Annotated in this window: 9 protein-coding genes; 6 read left to right on the top strand and 3 right to left on the bottom strand. The window is 52.2% G+C overall.

The annotated features are described in order from the left end of the window. Positions 1-12 precede the first annotated feature (12 nt). Positions 13-1,473 carry a polysaccharide deacetylase family protein gene (locus NSQ24_RS25385; protein WP_243014928.1) on the bottom strand — a complete coding sequence of 487 codons (1,461 nt, stop codon included), beginning with the start codon at positions 1,471-1,473 and terminating at the stop codon, positions 13-15. Positions 1,474-1,965: 492 nt separating this feature from the next. Between NSQ24_RS25385 and NSQ24_RS25380 the strand changes: the two genes are divergently transcribed. The 4 genes from NSQ24_RS25380 (at position 1,966) to NSQ24_RS25365 (ending at position 9,859) form a co-directional block, all read left to right on the top strand. Next, positions 1,966-3,096 carry a response regulator gene (locus tag NSQ24_RS25380; protein WP_031932477.1) on the top strand — a complete coding sequence of 377 codons (1,131 nt, stop codon included), beginning with the start codon at positions 1,966-1,968 and terminating at the stop codon, positions 3,094-3,096. Between the two features lie 189 nt (positions 3,097-3,285). Next, entirely contained in the window at positions 3,286-3,648 is a 363-nt protein-coding gene (locus NSQ24_RS25375; RefSeq protein WP_003388720.1) for a response regulator, read from the top strand. Between the two features lie 259 nt (positions 3,649-3,907). After that, positions 3,908-4,510: a class D sortase gene (locus NSQ24_RS25370; RefSeq protein ID WP_035979792.1), complete on the top strand. Its 603-nt coding sequence runs from the start codon at positions 3,908-3,910 to the stop codon at positions 4,508-4,510. A gap of 6 nt (positions 4,511-4,516) precedes the next feature. Next, positions 4,517-9,859, top strand: a complete 5,343-nt coding sequence (locus NSQ24_RS25365; protein WP_339166875.1) for an SdrD B-like domain-containing protein — start codon at positions 4,517-4,519, stop codon at positions 9,857-9,859. A gap of 111 nt (positions 9,860-9,970) precedes the next feature. On the opposite strand, the gene NSQ24_RS25360 is transcribed toward NSQ24_RS25365, so the two are convergent. Beyond that, positions 9,971-10,888 carry a histidine kinase gene (locus NSQ24_RS25360; RefSeq protein ID WP_339166873.1) on the bottom strand — a complete coding sequence of 306 codons (918 nt, stop codon included), beginning with the start codon at positions 10,886-10,888 and terminating at the stop codon, positions 9,971-9,973. A gap of 29 nt (positions 10,889-10,917) precedes the next feature. Beyond that, positions 10,918-12,972 (bottom strand): ATP-binding protein, encoded by a 2,055-nt coding sequence (locus NSQ24_RS25355; RefSeq protein WP_339166871.1) that lies wholly within the window; start codon positions 12,970-12,972, stop codon positions 10,918-10,920. A gap of 294 nt (positions 12,973-13,266) precedes the next feature. On the opposite strand from NSQ24_RS25355, the gene NSQ24_RS25350 reads away from it, so the two are divergent. Further along, positions 13,267-15,465: a DNA topoisomerase III gene (locus NSQ24_RS25350; RefSeq protein ID WP_024983039.1), complete on the top strand. Its 2,199-nt coding sequence runs from the start codon at positions 13,267-13,269 to the stop codon at positions 15,463-15,465. Positions 15,466-15,806: 341 nt separating this feature from the next. Further along, the gene (locus NSQ24_RS25345; RefSeq protein WP_024983038.1) at positions 15,807-16,619 is read left to right on the top strand and encodes an HAD-IIA family hydrolase; all 813 of its coding nucleotides are present in this window, start codon (positions 15,807-15,809) and stop codon (positions 16,617-16,619) included. Positions 16,620-16,725 lie beyond the last annotated feature (106 nt).

Below are 16,725 nucleotides of genomic sequence, written 5' to 3'. Positions count from 1 at the left end.
CGTCCATCTCCATTATTTTGAATTCATGCCGATCATGTCCGCCATTTTGACAAAGGTATAGCCTTTTTTCTTCAGGCCTTCGATCGCGGTCGGCAGTGCCTCAATCGTATGGATGTCGTCCAGCATGTGAAGCAGGATGACGCTTCCGGGTTTTGTCTTGCTCATAATGCCGTTCACGATATCTTGCGCGCTGTTGTTTGCATCCCAGTCCAATGTCGTGACGTCGTACATGGCGATGATGGGATAACCGGCCGAGGCTACCGCCTTGCCTGCCTGGTCGTTGATTTCTCCTGTCGGGGGGCGAAACAGCATGGTCGGCTGCTGCTGAATCGCTTCCGTAATCACTTTATGGGCTTCCACGACCTCCTGCTGCAGCTTCTCTGGAGGCATATCGGTAATGACTGGATGGCTGTACGTGTGATTAGCCACATCGTGTCCATCTTCGAGGATCGCTCTTGCCAGGTTCGGATTGCTCTTGACGCCGTTGGCCCGCAGGAAAAATGTCGCGGGAACCTGGTGCTCCTTCAAAATGTCCAATATTTTGGAGACAGTCTTGTCGCTTCCCCAATCATCGAAGGTCAGAGCCACCTGCTTTTTGTTTGTGTCGACGTTGTAAACGAGCTTGTATGCCGGATTTTTCGCATTCAGGTTGATTTGGGCTTTGTCATAACCGGGTATTTGCTCCAGCGGCTTCCTCTCTCCGCCATTTTTCATCAGTTCGTCAAGGGTAATCAGCTTGTAGTCGATTTCCTTCGCTGCTTTGGCGATGAGAGCAATGGCGGGAATCACTTCCGGATTTTTGTCTGTATTTAATGAAATAATGCTTCCCCGGGAAATGTACCGTTCCACATAGTGGCCAATCGCCTGGGCATCCTTCATGTCCCAATCCTTCGGGTTGATGTTGTATTGGATGACGGCATCCATGCCCAGGTGGGCAGCCGCCAGCCGAACATCGTCATTGTAATCGCCGGATTTTGTCCTTACATAGCGAGGCTTCACGCCTGTTTCTTTCCAAATGACCTCATTGGCCAAGTGAATTTCCTTGTAGATTTGTTCGTAGCTGAGCTTGGTCAAATCCAATCGGTTCAATGTGTTATTCTCGATCTCATGGCCCCGGGCCAAAATGTCCCTGGCGATGTCCGGCTCTTCGGCCACCCTCATCCCAGGCAGGAAAAATGTGGCCTTGATTTGGAACTTGTCCAATTCATCAAGCAGGCGGCGCATCGTTTGGGAGTCGCCCATCCCGTTAAAGGTCAGGGCCAGCTCCTTTCTCGCTGTATACACATACGAAACGGCTCTGCTCTTTTCACCATGATAGGGAACAATTTTCTGATCGAGCGAGCCGGTCTCGGGACCACTTTCGACGGTATCGCTTGTGGTTGGCTGGCAACCCGACATCACTGTCAGTGCCGCTAGCAGAGCGAGTATGCCGGCAAACATTTTGCATCCCGCAAAAATGCGATGCTTTCCCATATTTGTACTCCTTTCGAGAGAGTTATTGTCTGTATGGGTTGGTAAATTTGGGCTGCTATAAGAGACAACGCCCCATTCTAACGAGCGGGTCTGTACAAATTCTAAACAACGGTTCTGCAGCAGATGACGCGACGATCGGCGAGAGTGCTTTATAATAAAGGGAATTGCTGAAAAGAGAGAGAATACAACAAGACATAGAAAGCTTGCTTGTTATAGAAAGAAAATCGGGATCGAGCCAAGGGTTGGACTCGGCTCCATCTTTTTGTATGAATAACCATGCCGCTAAGGACTTTCTTCTTCTGCCTGGAAGGCAGACCAAGATCTTCAGACAGAGGGCAACCAAGTGTTGACCTGAGGAATATAGAGCGTCGAATGAAGCAGCTCTACGGACGGGGAATGTCCAATCAAAGCGATCCACATAGGGGACTACCATAGAACTGCGCTTTCCTAAATGAGAGGAGAAGAATTAGAGTAGGAGGGGGAGTGGGGAACGTGAGAGTGTTGCTGATCGATGATGAACGGATGGCGCTCCGGTACTTGGAAAAATTGCTGCAAAATATAGAAGGCCTGCAGCTTGTAGGCAAGTTCCAAGACCCCCGGGAGGCTCTTGAAGTGATTCAAAAAAAAAGGCCAGACCTTGTGTTTCTGGATGTAGAGATGCCGGAGATGAACGGTATCGAGACGGCGGAGCAAATTCTTCTGCGCTCGCCTGAGACCGACATTGTTTTTGTAACTGCTTTTGGCGATTATGCCGTCAAAGCATTTGAATTGAATGCGCTCGATTATCTATTGAAGCCAGTCCAGAAAGAGCGATTGCAAAAAACGTTGATGAGGATACAAAAGGAGAAGGAGTCCAGGGATGACAATAGCCCGGCAACTGGCTCTACACAGTGTATCCGTTGTTTTCAGTCTCTTCAGGTAGAACTGTCGGAAAGTCGTGGTCCAGAAACCATCCGCTGGCGGACGAACAAGGCTCAGGAACTGTTTTCCTACTTTCTCCATCGCCGGGGCCAGCCAGTCCGCAAAGACCTGCTGCTGGATTTGTTCTGGGAAGAGGTGGATTGGAAGAAGGGGTATGCCCAGCTGTACACAACGGTATATCAAATACGGAAGACGTTGGATCAGCTCAGGATTGGCGTCAAGATTATAAACTGTGACGATGGTTATTTGTTAGAGATGAACAACGTCAGTCTCGACGTGGATGAATGGGAAAATGGCCTTCGCAGCCTGCCTCCGCTCACAGAAGAGAGCGTTGGCGATTATACGCGGCTGCTTGAGCTATACAGAGGAGACTACTTTGCAGAATACGACTACTTGTGGGCAGAAAGTGAGCGCCAACGGCTCCGAATGGATTGGTATAATCTCGCCAGCCAGGTCGGAAACTTTCTCGTCGCGAATGGCGAATATTCCAAAGCAATCGTCCTCTATCTCCGGATTCAGCGGTTCTATCCCCATGTGGAGGAGCTGTACTTTTCATTGATGAAGCTCTACGATGTGCTGGGAGACCGTGAAGCGGTGGCAGGACAGTATAACAGTATGAGGGAGATGCTCCGGGAAGAATTTGAAGCGGAAGCGCCCCCGCATATAAAAGAATGGTATCAGCAATGGAAAAATCGAAAGTAAATGCATCGGCGAAAGCAAGCTGGGAAGGGGAGTGTGCCTTTCTCAGTTTTTTTTTTGCCCTGGCCGGACTTGTTCAGAATTTGTTTAGGCCGGTTCTGTAGTATCCAGAATGGACTACAAAAGGAGCGGGCTTTTTTGTTTTGAAAATAGAAGAGGCGCGCAAATACGTATAGGAGAACCAGGTATGGAATGAAAAGTATCATGATTGTCGATGATATAGTGTTAATGAGGTTTATGATGTGGAATATATTTGAGTCGTTGGGCTTTGATGTAGTGGCGGAAGCGGCGACAGGTCAAGAAGCTGTGCAAAAGTACCGCATGTATCGGCCGTCGCTGGTGGTGATGGACATCTCCATGCCTGAGATGGATGGGCTGAGTGCGGTTAAAAAAATCATGGAGATCGACCGAAATGCCAAGATCATCATTTGTTCAGCATTAATGCAACGCGATATAGTCTTGGAAGCCATCCAGGCGGGAGCCCGGGATTTCATCGCAAAGCCGGTGCAGAGAGAACGAATGGAGTGGTCCGTTCGAAATGTGATGGGATTGTAAATTCAGATAGAGCTTCAGGAAGAATAGGAGAGAATCCCTCTAGCAATTTGAGGGGTTCTTTTATATTGGAATTATATCCATTTTTGGTAGAAATAGGTTCAGAAATTGTTCAGAACGTTTTTTTATACTCAAATCTACGCGAAATTCGACTGTCCAAAATGCTGATCGCAAATTCGAATGTCGCGGCAAAGAATCTCAAGGTAGCAGGAGAGGAAAGGAGGGCAGTGTTATTGGATTGCCGGTTGCAAGGAAAGCCGTTGTGACTGTCTTGATTTGGCTGCTGCTGTGTGCAGGCATTGTTTTGGTTCTCTACCCTTACGTGGACAGGTGGATGCAGGAGAAGCAACAAACGCGGCTATTGAACGAATGGAAGCAGTATAAGAACCAGCTCGCGACCCAGACCGGATCGACTCCCCCCATTTCCCAAGCTCCTGTCTCGGTTGAGAAACCGGGTGATGACGGGGTGCTTGGCATGATCAGCATTGACAAAATCGGTTTGGAAGAGCCGATCCTGCCGGGTTCCGAAGAAGAGCAGCTTCGGATTGGCATCGGCGTAGTGGAACCGGACCGGAAACCGGGAGAAGCGAACAACTATGTGCTTGCCGGTCACAGGAGCTGGACGTACGGGAAGCAGTTCAGTCGGCTGAATGAGCTTGCAGAGGGCGATCTTATCCGTATCGAATCTGGCAATGGCAACTTCGAGTATTATGTCACCGACACTTTTCTCGTAAAACCGGAGGATATCCAGGTGCTTGACAATAGCCGGGGAAAATCGGAAATCACCTTGATCACTTGTGATCCTCCACGCAATCCGACTCATCGTTTGATTGTCAAAGGAACTTTGAGGAATGGAGGGAAATAGCAGTACATGAAGATTGGAAACAAGCTGCACCTGATTCTGTTGGCTTTTTTGCTTCTTGTGCAAATGACCCTGCCACATGCGGTTGTCCATGCAGAAACGGTGCGAGTATTGCAGGCGGAGACAGGTGACCCGGTAGTCGTGACAGCGGATGAGGATAGCCCTAAAATCCCGCCAGCGAACGGAGAGACACCAGAGACTCCGCCAGCGAACGGAGAGACACCAGAGACTCCGCCGACGAACGGAGAAACGCCCGGCACTCCGCCGACGAACGGAGAAACGCCCGGCACTCCGCCGACGAACGGAGAAACGCCCGGCACTCCGCCGACGAACGGAGAAACGCCCGGCACCCCGCCGACGAACGGAGAAACACCCGGCACTCCGCCGATGAACGGAGAAACGCCTGGTACCCCGCCGACGAACGGAGAAACGCCCGGCACCCCGCCGACGAACGGAGAAACGCCCGGCACTCCGCCGACGAACGGAGGAGCACCCGGTACCCCGCCAACAGGGGAACCTCTTCCGGGAACACCGCCAGTTACACCGCCACCGCCACCAGTTACACCACCAGTCACACCAACCCCGGAGGAACTTGACGAACTGATTGTACTCGATCTTAAGGCCAGCAAGGATCATGTGAAGTCCGGAGAAACGTTTGAGTATACGATCAGATACAGCGTGTCCAGTACGTCAAAGCTTGAGTTTGAATCTCCGAAAATCGTATTTCCGCTGCCAGATGGCGTCGAGTTTGTCGATCTGGTCGATAGCGAAATTTCGGAGGGCAGCTTTGACAAAGACAAAAACACAGTAACCTTTACCTTTCTCGATGACCCGCTCCCGGCTGGTTCCACTGGCTCGCTGAAGGTCCAGGCCAGATATCCCAACTACAAAACGCCGGACGGGACGTCTACAACAGCGCAATGCACGTTTGAAACGACGGTTGATGCGGAACCGAAAGAATTGCCTTCCAACGAAGCTGTGGTTACTGCCGAAGCCAAAGCAGAGTGGGAGCTGACCAAAAAGAAGATAAGGCCCCTGCCTGATCCGCTGAAAGGCTCGGAAGTCGAGTATCAAATCGATTTCACTGAAAAAGGTTCGACTTCTACCGGCAGACTCGATATCAAGAACATTACGATCGTAGATACACTGCCGCCGGAGGCGGTGTATGACGACTCTGATCCCTCGGCCTCCTCTCCGAAAGGGGAGTACGATCCGGAAACGCACACCATAAGCTGGAAACTGGAGGATGACACCAGAGGGAAGAAGATCTTCAAAGTGAAGGTGAAATACCCGGAAGACCTTGACAAAGACACGGTGAAAAACACAGTAACTGCAAAGTTTACCCCGTTGGAGCAGGAAGAAGTCACCCTCGATGCCTTCGTCGAGCACAAATTCCACACAAATCCGGACGACTTCGGAGCTTCCATTCGCAAGCAGCCTTTTTGGTACAACAAGGAAGTATCCCCAAACCAAACCGTTTCTTTTACAATCGAAGGCTTTGAAAACAGGTCAAACAAGACCATACCAAAAGCGCTCATCACCGATATGACCCCGACAAAGGCCGGATCTTCGATACCTGGAACCGAGGATATCGATATCGAGTTTGTTCTTGAAGAACTGGAAACCGCCACCTTCTCCGGCATTGAAAAGTATGACATCTACTACACGGAGACAGAAAACCCAACAGACGCTGACTGGGTGCCTTTGAAGCAGGACATTTCGGCTTCCAAGTCGCAGAAGCTGGTAGTGAGCGACGTGGTGCCGGGCAAGGTCATCATGGGAATTCAATATCGTTTCGAAAACCTCCCCATCAATTTTGTTCAGGGAAAAGCATTCGTCCTGACCTACCGCGTACCAGAGAACCTTCCGCTAGCTGATGATGAGGCCAAAAAAATTACCAATACGGCTCTGTTGCAGTATGAATTCGAAGGCAAGCCAAGAGAGGAAACAAGTTCGGCCACTATTGACGTCGTCAAGCCCCGGCCGTTGGTGAACCTGGAAAAGAAGGCGAACCGAACCTCTTTGCAGCCTACAGAGGAAGTTGCATTCACCCTGACGATGCAAAACACCAAATACGGCAGCGCAAACCTGACTAACCCAAAGTTGACAGATATCTTGCCAGCCGATCTTGTATTTGACGAATGGAAAATGACCAAAGCTCCTGCGGGCCTCCCGGAACCATCGTTTCATGAGGATACTCAAGGTGACGGCACGAAGCAGCTCGTATGGCATTGGGAGAACAGCAGCTTGAAGCCTGGGGAAACGGTCGAGATCGTCCTGCGTACCCATGTCAAGGCGGGTGCAAAGCCGGGCGAGATTGAAAACAAGCTGCAGCTTACCTCGGATGACGATTATCTCAACGATGTCTCCTTTACGTACAAAAAATGTCCGGACTGCAAGCCGACAGACGGTACGTATGTTATCGAGCGGTCTGCGAAAGTCGCGGTCGTGGTCAGTGCTACCGTTCAATCGATCATGTGGATACGAGGCGAGCTGGATGGAGACTGGTCCCGCTATCCGGACAAAGGAAGGACAACGCCGGGCGGCACCGCCGACTACCGGTTGAAGATTTCCAATGTTGGAAATCAAACACTGCAAAATCTCGTCATGATCAACACATTGCCGAGAATTGGCGACACGGGAGTCGTCTCCACAAACGGCAAGCGGAAAAGCCAGTGGGGCCCTATTCTGATGGGGGAAGTCAGCGTTTCCGAACACATAACGGTGTACTATTCCACTACGCCCAATATCACGATGCACCCGGTAACGGGCGTTGATAACGGTCATTGGGAAGCAAGTCCGCCTTCTGACATTACAAAGGTGACAGCGCTGAAATTCGTCCTTGACCCGGGTATTTATCTTGAGCCTGAGGATGAACTGGAAATCCAGTGGCCGATGAGGGCGCCGGTCGGTGCACCTACGAACGGGGAAGTAGCCTGGAACTCCTTTGGATACATGGCGGAGACAAAAGCTGGAGAACCGCTTCTGCCTGCCGAGCCTCCCAAGGTCGGAATGACCATTTACGAGAGCAACAAAGCGGAAATCGGTGACTATGTATGGTCTGACAAAAATGAGAACGGCATTCAGGACGACGGCGAAGAGGGAATCAACGGAATTGTCGTGGAACTGTTGAACGCGCAAGGAACAACGCTGGAGAAGACGGTGACGGGCGACGATTTCAATGGAAATCCGGGTTATTACCTGTTCCCCAACCTGGAGCCGGGCTCATACATGGTCCGTTTTGGAAGCTCCCTCCATCATGAGAAGCTGACAGTGAAAAAGGCGGGCCAGGATGCGGCAAAGGATTCGGATGCCGATCCCGCTACCGGCAGAACCGACCTGATTACGCTGTCGGAGAACGAGAAGAACCACACCATTGACGCCGGCTATATTCCAAACAAAGGCGCGATCGGCGACTACGTCTGGCTCGATGCCAACGACAACGGAATACAGGATGACGACGAGTCCGGAGTCGATGGAGTTGTTGTCGAGCTGTATAGCGGTGAAAACAGTCCGCCAATCAAGACGACAACAAGAACCAAGGACGGCAAGCCAGGGTATTACCTGTTTGATCAGCTGCCGCCAGGCGACTACAAGGTAAAGGTAATCGCTCCGTCCATCGCCTATGGCTTTGGCAAGCAGGAGCAGGGCTCCGACCGTGGAAAAGATTCCGACGTGGACAGAGAAGGCTGGTCAAAAGTGATCAAGCTGGGCCAAGGCGAGCTGAACCTGACGATTGACGCCGGATTGGTTAAACTGCCGCCAGCCGCTTTGGGTGACTATGTATGGGTCGACAGCAACCGAAACGGCCTTCAGGATGCTGGTGAAGCGGGCCTGGACGGTATGACCGTCGAGCTCTACAACAGTAAAAACGAACGGGTAGCGACGACGAAGACACAAACCAAGGACGGCAAAAAGGGCTACTATCTGTTCGATTCACTGGATGCGGGCACGTACAAAGTCCGGTTTGTTCCGCTTTCAGCGTATGTGTTCACGACAACCGGCGCGGGCTCCGACAGGGCTGCCGATTCCAACGCAAAATCGACGGGCTGGACCGATGAGATTACTCTTCAGCCGGGCGAGACCAACCTGACGATTGATGCGGGAGTCTATTCGGCTCCGGTAGGTCCTGTACTGAAGGCAAAGCTGGGTGATACAGTATGGATCGACGAGAACAAAAACGGTCTTCAGGACGAAGCCGAAAGCGGTCTTGACGGTGTAACCGTCCAGCTCTTTGACGAAACGGCGTCACTGATCGCGACCACGGAAACGGCGACAGTCAACGGGAAAGCCGGCTACTATGAGTTTAACCAGTTGACGGGCGGTACCTATCTGGTTCGCTTCCTTCTTCCTGACGGGTACGAGTTTACCTTGACGGAGGAGGGCGAAGACCGGAGCAAAGATTCAAACGCAAACGAAGAAGGCTGGACCAAGCCGATCATCCTCGGAGCCGGAGAGACGAATCTGACCATTGATGCCGGAGTCTACGCGTCCACTGGCAACAGCGGAAAAGCGAAACTGGGCGATACGGTCTGGATCGACAAAAATAAAAACGGCCTTCAGGATGAGGATGAGCCCGGTATAAACGGCGTCAAGGTCGAGCTGTATGATGACAACGGAAAACAGCTTGATCATACGGTGACAGCAACCGTCAACGACAAAAAGGGGTATTACGAGTTTGCCCGTCTGGATGCGGGTACCTACCAGGTCCGTTTTATCTTGCCGGAAGGATACTCCTTTACCGAAAGGCTAGTCGGTTCTGACGAAAATATTGACTCAGATCCTGACAAGGACGGCTGGACCAAGCGGATCAAGCTGGAGCAGGAAGAGGAAAATCTGAGCATCGATGCAGGTCTGGTGTCTAAACCAGACAAACCGGAAAAACCGGAGAAACCTGAGAAACCTGAGAAACCGGATAGGCCGGATAAACCAGATAAGCCAGATAAGCCAGATAAACCGGATACCCCGGATAACCCAGGAACCCCTGATAATTCAGGCAGTCCGGGCAATCCAAGTAATCCAGGCAATCCGAGCAACCCTGGCACTCCGGTACAACCGGGTACGGGCAATCCCGGTGGAGGAAACGTCACTCCGACTCCGGGCACGGGCCAACCTGGCGCTGCAACACCAAACACTCCGCCAACCGAAAATCTGGAAACCATTGACCCTGACGATATCCCGGCAGGGGCAGGGTCCCTGGAGCCAGACAACCAAGCTCCTCCTGCATCCGAGGACGGAACACCGGGCAAGACTCTTCCCCAAACAGGCGAGTCGATGTCGTACTTGCCGTTTATAGGAGTTGCCTTCTTCCTGATAGCAGGGGTCTTGTACCGGTTGCGACAAAAAATCTAAACGGTGCAGTTGCATCTCCGAATGCGACAGGCAACAAATGAAGCAAGGCTAGCCGCGGCACAGAATGCCGCTGGCTAGCCTTTTTCTCATTATCAGGGGGAGGACAGATTCCTACTTTTTAACGGAAAAAGTAATGGCGGTGCCCTGACCAGGAATGCTCTCGATATGCAGACCTTTCCCGTAGATCTGTTTCAATCGCCGGTTCGTATTGATGAGTCCAATGCCCCGGGGTTTCTCCAAGGTACCCTCGAGGACGTTTTTCAGCGTGTAGTCATCCATGCCTACGCCGTCATCGACTACAGAAATTTCCACATACTCCTTGCAATTGGTCACACGTATGTGGATTTTTCCTCCTCTTGCCCGTTTCATGAGGCCATGTCTGATCGCATTTTCGACGAGAGGCTGGATGGAAAGAGGCGGAATTTGCACCTTGATGTTGTCGTCTACTTCCCAGACGACGTCCAGCCTGTCGTCATGCCGCTGCTTTTCGATGAACAGGTACGAGCGGACAAAGGCAAGCTCATGCTCAATCGGCACCAGCTTCTTGGAATTGTTGAAATCAAAGCTGGCCCGCAAATATTTACCAAGCTCCTCAAGCAGGGCTGTCATTCGGGCTGAATCGATATCGCTGAGTGCGGCAATGGTGTTCAAGGTATTAAATAAAAAGTGAGGTTGAATCTGTGCCTGGAGCCATGCAGCTTCCAGACGCAGTCGTTCGCTGACGGAGTTTTTCAGCTCGGTCAAGGCCCGTACCCGGGATCTCAATTCCATCGCATCGACCGGTTTTGTGACATAATCGTTGGCGCCGGAGTGGAAGCCCGCTTCTATATCCTCGGGGCGATTGCGTGCGGTCAAAAGCAGGATGGGCAGCTCAGAAATGGAAAACCGCTCACGAATTGCCGCCGTCAACTCATACCCCGACATCTGCGGCATCATCACGTCCGTAATAACCAGGTCCCACTCGTTTTCGCTCAAAATGGCCAGCGCTTCCTTTCCGCTCGAAGCGGTGACGATTTCGTAGTGATCCAACGACAAAATGTTTACGAGTACGTTGACGTTTACCGGATCATCGTCGACGGCCAGGATGCGTGCTCCTTCCGTTGCCGGGACTTTGGCTTCGCCGCGACCGCGGGCAGCTCGGAAACGGATACGGCAGTTTCCAGACGGGTAACCGAATCGGATGAGGCCAGAACGGAAACATTGCCAGATGGAAGACGAGATGGATCAGTAAGCGGCAGGCTGAAGGTAAAAGTAGTGCCCTTTCCAGGCGTCGAGCTTACCTCAATGGTGCCGCCATGCAGCTCAACCAATTGCTTGCATATGCTCAGGCCCAATCCGAACCCGCCGCCTTCCATCCCGGCGCTTCCCTGTTCGTAAGGCTGGAAAATCCTTAGCTGTGTCTCTTTGTCCATCCCGACTCCGGTATCGGAGACCATGATAAAGACTTTCCCCGCTTTTGCCTGTGCTTTGACGACGATGTCTCCTTCGGGCGTATATTTCACCGCATTGTGAAGCAGATTGAACAAAATCTGGATCAGGCGGTGTTCGTCGGCCATGACGCCGGGCAGGTTGTCGGGGATCTGATTGACGAGCCGCACAGGTTTTCCTTCCGTAAGAAAACGAATCATATCCAGCACGCCCGAGGCAACGGTTTGCACTTGCACGTTTGCTACCTGAAGCTGAATCCGCCCCTCCTTGAGACGATTCAAATCAATCAGGTCATTGAGCATCAGGGACATTCGTCTGCCGACGGAAATGAGCAGCTTCATGTTTTCCCTGCTGTTGTTGTCAGAAATGCTTCCGCTATCAAGTACCGACTGTGCAATCGACAAAATGCCGTGCAGCGGATTTCGCAGTTCATGCGAGGTGTTCACCAGGAAGTCGTCCTTCAGCTTGTCTGTCTTTTTCAGCTTCTCGGCAAGCAAGGCCGTCTGGGTGGAAGCCCTGAAATAGCGCCGGAACCAGTAGGAGGCGAGAGCGATGACCGTTGCGATCATATCAAGCGGGTAATAACCCAACTCCATCGAGCTGTTGCCTTTGATAATCCCCCATAGCATGTTGAGCATGATGCTGATGGCGCCGAGACACAAGAAGACGACATCCGGGTCATCCTTCAAGGTCTTTTGGAAAAAGAGCCCGGGGATGATCAAAAAAGGAAAGAGGACGACAAGCACCTTAAAGAGATTGATGGCAGGGTACAGGGCAGACGTCGACAAATTCAGGATCAAACTGATGCAAGCAGCGACGAGGTACCAACGGGAAGCTCGAAAGACCACAAAATCCGGAAAGAGGTGCCTGACATATTGAAAGAGAAACACGGAAGCCCCCAGAAAGGAAATGGAGACCAGCTTCCGGTGCCATTCGTATTCGAGCGGCATCCATTGCAGGAGGAGCCGATCATCATCCAGCACAATCGTGAAAATGGCCGACATCATCAACAAAGCAAAATAGATGAGCGACTTTTGCCGTACCCCGAGAAAAAAGAAGATCAAGGCATAAATAATGTGCAGGCTCAAAATCAGGATGACAACGACTTGGGTTCCGACGGAAAATTCCACGGCCCGATTCACCGCTTGCTGGGACCCGAACTTGACGGGGTCCACCATTCCCGCGGAAACGCCGTTGTAGTAATTGGCGGCGTGAATGACGATGTCTATCTCCCCGCTGTCCGCCGTAAAAACAGCAGAATAAGGGACACTGATCGCTTTGGTTTGTTCAGCGTTTACATCCGGATAGCCGGCTTGCCCCATCAAACGGCCGTTTACGTACAGTTCAGAGGCGGAGACGATGCGGTGGACACGTATTTCGTACGGTTGATGGCGGTCAGGATTCACCAGTACGCGCAAGCGATATGTACCGTACCCGAATGATGAGTTCTTTTCGGAAGTAAGATAAGATTTCCAGTGGCCGGGTACTTGAACGATTTTCTTGGATGTCTCCGTTTGCCCTTGCAAACCTGTATCCGTGCCTGAGTGCCTTGCGAGAAACTGACTGGGATAAAACTCCCACTCGCCCTTCAAAGAAATCGGACGCTCAGACGCAAAGTCCCAATCACGCAAGTCCAGTACGCCCTGGACAGCGCGTGGCTGATCCGGAGGGAAGTTCAGGTACATCCATAAAATCCGGATACTTGTCAAAGTCAGTATAAAGATAATAGCAATTAGGAAAAGTTTTCTTTTCGTCATAGTTTCAATAATTCTATTTAGGCGATACAATCCCTTTTATTCAGGGGGGGAATAAAATGCCTTTCGAGCATTGGCGGGCGCAAAATGGACATGGATCCCTCACAAACATTGTTCAAGAGACAGAGAATTGATTATGATGGGGGAAGGATTCTCTGAAGAGGAAAGAACATCACGGCAAACAAACACCGGTCCCTCTTCACTTCTCAAGAAAGGATGTCATCAATGAGCAAAACGTTGGTACTGGCTGAAAAGCCTTCCGTTGGTCGGGATATAGCAAGAGTGCTGCATTGCCATAAAAAAGGAAACGGCTTTTTCGAGGGAGACAAGTATATCGTAACGTGGGCCTTGGGCCATCTTGTTACCCTGGCTGATCCGGAAGCGTACGGCGAGCAGTTCAGTTCGTGGAAGATCGAGGACTTGCCGATCCTGCCGCCTTCCTTCCGGCTGGTGGTGATCAGGGAGAGCAGCAAGCAATTTCATGCGGTGAAACAGCAAATGCTCCGCAAAGACGTAAAAGACATCGTCATCGCCACAGACGCGGGCCGCGAGGGAGAGCTGGTGGCCAGGTGGATCATCGAAATGGTCCGGACAAACAAGCCGCTCAAACGCCTCTGGATTTCGTCCGTGACCGATAAAGCGATCAAAGAGGGCTTCCAACGGTTAAAAGACGGCAAGGAATTCGAGCATCTATACGCCTCTGCGGCTGCCCGCGCGGAAGCGGACTGGGTAGTAGGCATCAACGCGACGCGGGCTTTGACCTGCAAGCACAATGCCCAGCTTTCCTGCGGACGGGTACAGACGCCCACGCTCGCCATCATTGCCAAAAGAGAGGAAGAAATTCGCCGGTTTGTGCCAAAGCCTTATTACGGCATTGCCGCTGTCGCTGAAAACAACCTGCGGCTGATTTGGCAGGACCCGAAAACAAAGGAAACGAGAACCTTTTCCAAGGATGCCAGCGATCAGATCCTGAAGGACATCAAGGGGAAGGAGGCCGAAATCGTCGAAGTCGCGAAAACGCTGAAAAAGAGCTATGCTCCGCAGCTCTACGACTTGACCGAATTGCAGCGGGATGCCAACAAGCTGTTCGGCTATTCGGCCAAAGAGACGCTTTCCATCATGCAGAGCCTGTATGAAAACCACAAGGTGCTGACCTATCCGCGAACCGATTCCCGTTACCTGTCCTCTGACATCGTTGAGACGCTGGCGGACCGGATCAAAGCGGTACAAATCAAGCCGTATGCCCAGTTGGCTGCGAAGGTGCTGCGGTCCGGAATCAGGGCAAACAAGTCCTTTGTCGATGACAGCAAGGTATCCGATCACCATGCGATTATTCCGACTGAGCAGAAGGTCTTTTTGGGAGACTTGAGCGACAGGGAGCGAAAGATTTTTGACCTGGTGGTAAAACGCTTTCTGGCGGTGTTGTTCCCGCCGTTTGAGTACGAGCAGACGACGATCCAGGCGAAAATCGGCGTTCATTTGTTTACAGCCAAAGGAAAAAGGGTCACGGCTTCCGGCTGGAAAGAAGTGTACGATCACGATTACGAGGAAGAGGAGTCAAAAGAAGGTGTAGCCGATCAACTGCTGCCAAGCATCTCCAAGGGAGACCGGCTGCGCATCAGTTCAGCGACGCGGACAACCGGGGAGACGAAGCCGCCGGAGCCGTTTACCGAAGCGAGCCTCTTGTCCGCGATGGAAAATCCGGCAAAATATATGGCGCACGAAAAGAAAGAGCTGATCCAGACCATCGGCGAGACGGGCGGGCTCGGAACGGTCGCGACGCGCGCCGACATTATCGAAAAGCTGTTCAACAGCTTCCTGATCGAGAAAAGGGGCAAGCACATCCATATCACCTCGAAAGGAAAGCAGTTGCTGGAGCTCGTCCCGGAAGATTTGCAATCGCCGACGCTGACAGCCCAGTGGGAGCTGAAGCTGGGGTCGATCGCCAAAGGCAAGCTGAACAAGCAAGCGTTTATCGGCGAGATGAAGAGCTATGCCAAAACCGTCGTTCAGGAAATCAAGAATAGCGACAAGAAATTCCGCCACGACAACCTGACCCGCAGCAAATGTCCGGAGTGCGGAAAGTTCATGCTGGAGGTAAACGGGAAAAAAGGCAAGATGCTCGTCTGTCAGGACCGGGAATGCGGCCACCGGAAAACAATCGCCAAGGTGACGAATGCGAGATGCCCGCAATGCCACAAAAGGCTGGAGCTGCGGGGCGAGGGAGAAGGCCAGACGTTCGTCTGCGTCTGCGGCCACCGGGAGAAGCTGTCGACCTTTAACGAGCGGCGGAGCAAGGAAAAGAACACCAAGGTGTCCAAGCGGGAGGTAGCGAAGTTTTTGAAGGAGCAGGAAAAGGAAGCCGACGGCATGATGAATACGGCACTCAAAGACGCGCTTGCCAAGCTGAAGCTGGACAATTAATGATTCATTCGCAACGATCGCGATCAGTAATCGTTTGCTATCGGTGATAATGGAGTGGCCTTATGTATTTGTGAGGCCACTTTTTCTGTTTTTTGACGCGGCTTAACAAAACTGAGACGATTCTTCAACACCAGCTTAACAATCGGTTGGTACGATCATCTTGCAACCAATCATTTGATACCGACTGTACGCGGGTTGAGACGAGGAGAAAGCCCCCATACAGGAATAGCGTGGAGAAAAGACAGACCTGGCTTTTGCAGGGATGTTTATCTGTGCTATTGCTGCATGGGGGCATTTTGCGTACAGCCGATGCTGTCACGGAAAGGAGCAGGCGGGAGGCTTTGCTGGACACAACGTTGTTTGATGCGTATTTCTTTGACCTGGATGGGACGGTCTTTCTCGGAGACCGGCTGCTTCCCGGAGCGGCAGAGACACTCGCGGGGCTGCGCGTAAGCGGCAAAAAAGTGATGTTTCTGACCAACACCTCCGTCCAGACGCGGGAGGGCTGTCAGGTGCGCCTGCACAAGCTGGGCGTAGACGCGGAGCTGGAGGAAATCATGACGGCCGCCTATGCCGCAGGCCTGTACTTGAGAGAACAGGAAGCCCGGCCGCGCGTGCTGATCATCGGCGAGTCTGCGCTGAAAGAGGAAGTGGATGGCTTTCAAATTGAGCAGGTGCAAAATCCAGCGGAGGCGACGCATGTACTGGTCGGCATGGACCGCGCGTTTACATATGCGAAGCTGCAGGCCGCGATGGAAGCCGTCAGCAGCGGCGCCCGGCTGATCGTCACCAATCCCGACCCGGTCTGTCCCGTTCCCGGCGGCTCCATTCCCGATACAGGAGCGCTGGCAAAAGCAATTGAGACCGCCAGCGGCAAGAGCGCCTGGGCGATGATCGGCAAGCCTTCCGCCTTTTACGCCGAGAAGGTGCTGGCGAAAGCAGGGCTGTCAGCGGAACGGTGCCTGATGGTAGGGGACCGGCTGGAAACGGACATCCTCCTCGGACGAAAAAGCGGCATGAAAACGGCCCTCGTCTTGACGGGGGTAACGGACAGATGCGCTGCTGAATCCCCAGAAATTGTTCCGGACTACATCCTGCCGACGATTGGGCAGTTGTTTTCGATTGCGGGAACCGGAACGGGAGCCGTTTCATGACGGCTTAACAGGACCTTTACACAAACCAAATTATTCCTTCGCAAGCGATTGCTATGATGGGAGGGGCATGCAGAGAACGATGGAGCACAAGAGCAGAGATAAGGGG

The sequence above is a fragment of the Brevibacillus sp. FSL L8-0520 genome (assembly GCF_037963895.1).
Classification (GTDB): domain Bacteria; phylum Bacillota; class Bacilli; order Brevibacillales; family Brevibacillaceae; genus Brevibacillus; species Brevibacillus borstelensis.
The sequence above is the reverse complement of the archived record's forward strand: the minus strand, read 5'-3'. Positions and strand labels throughout refer to the sequence as shown.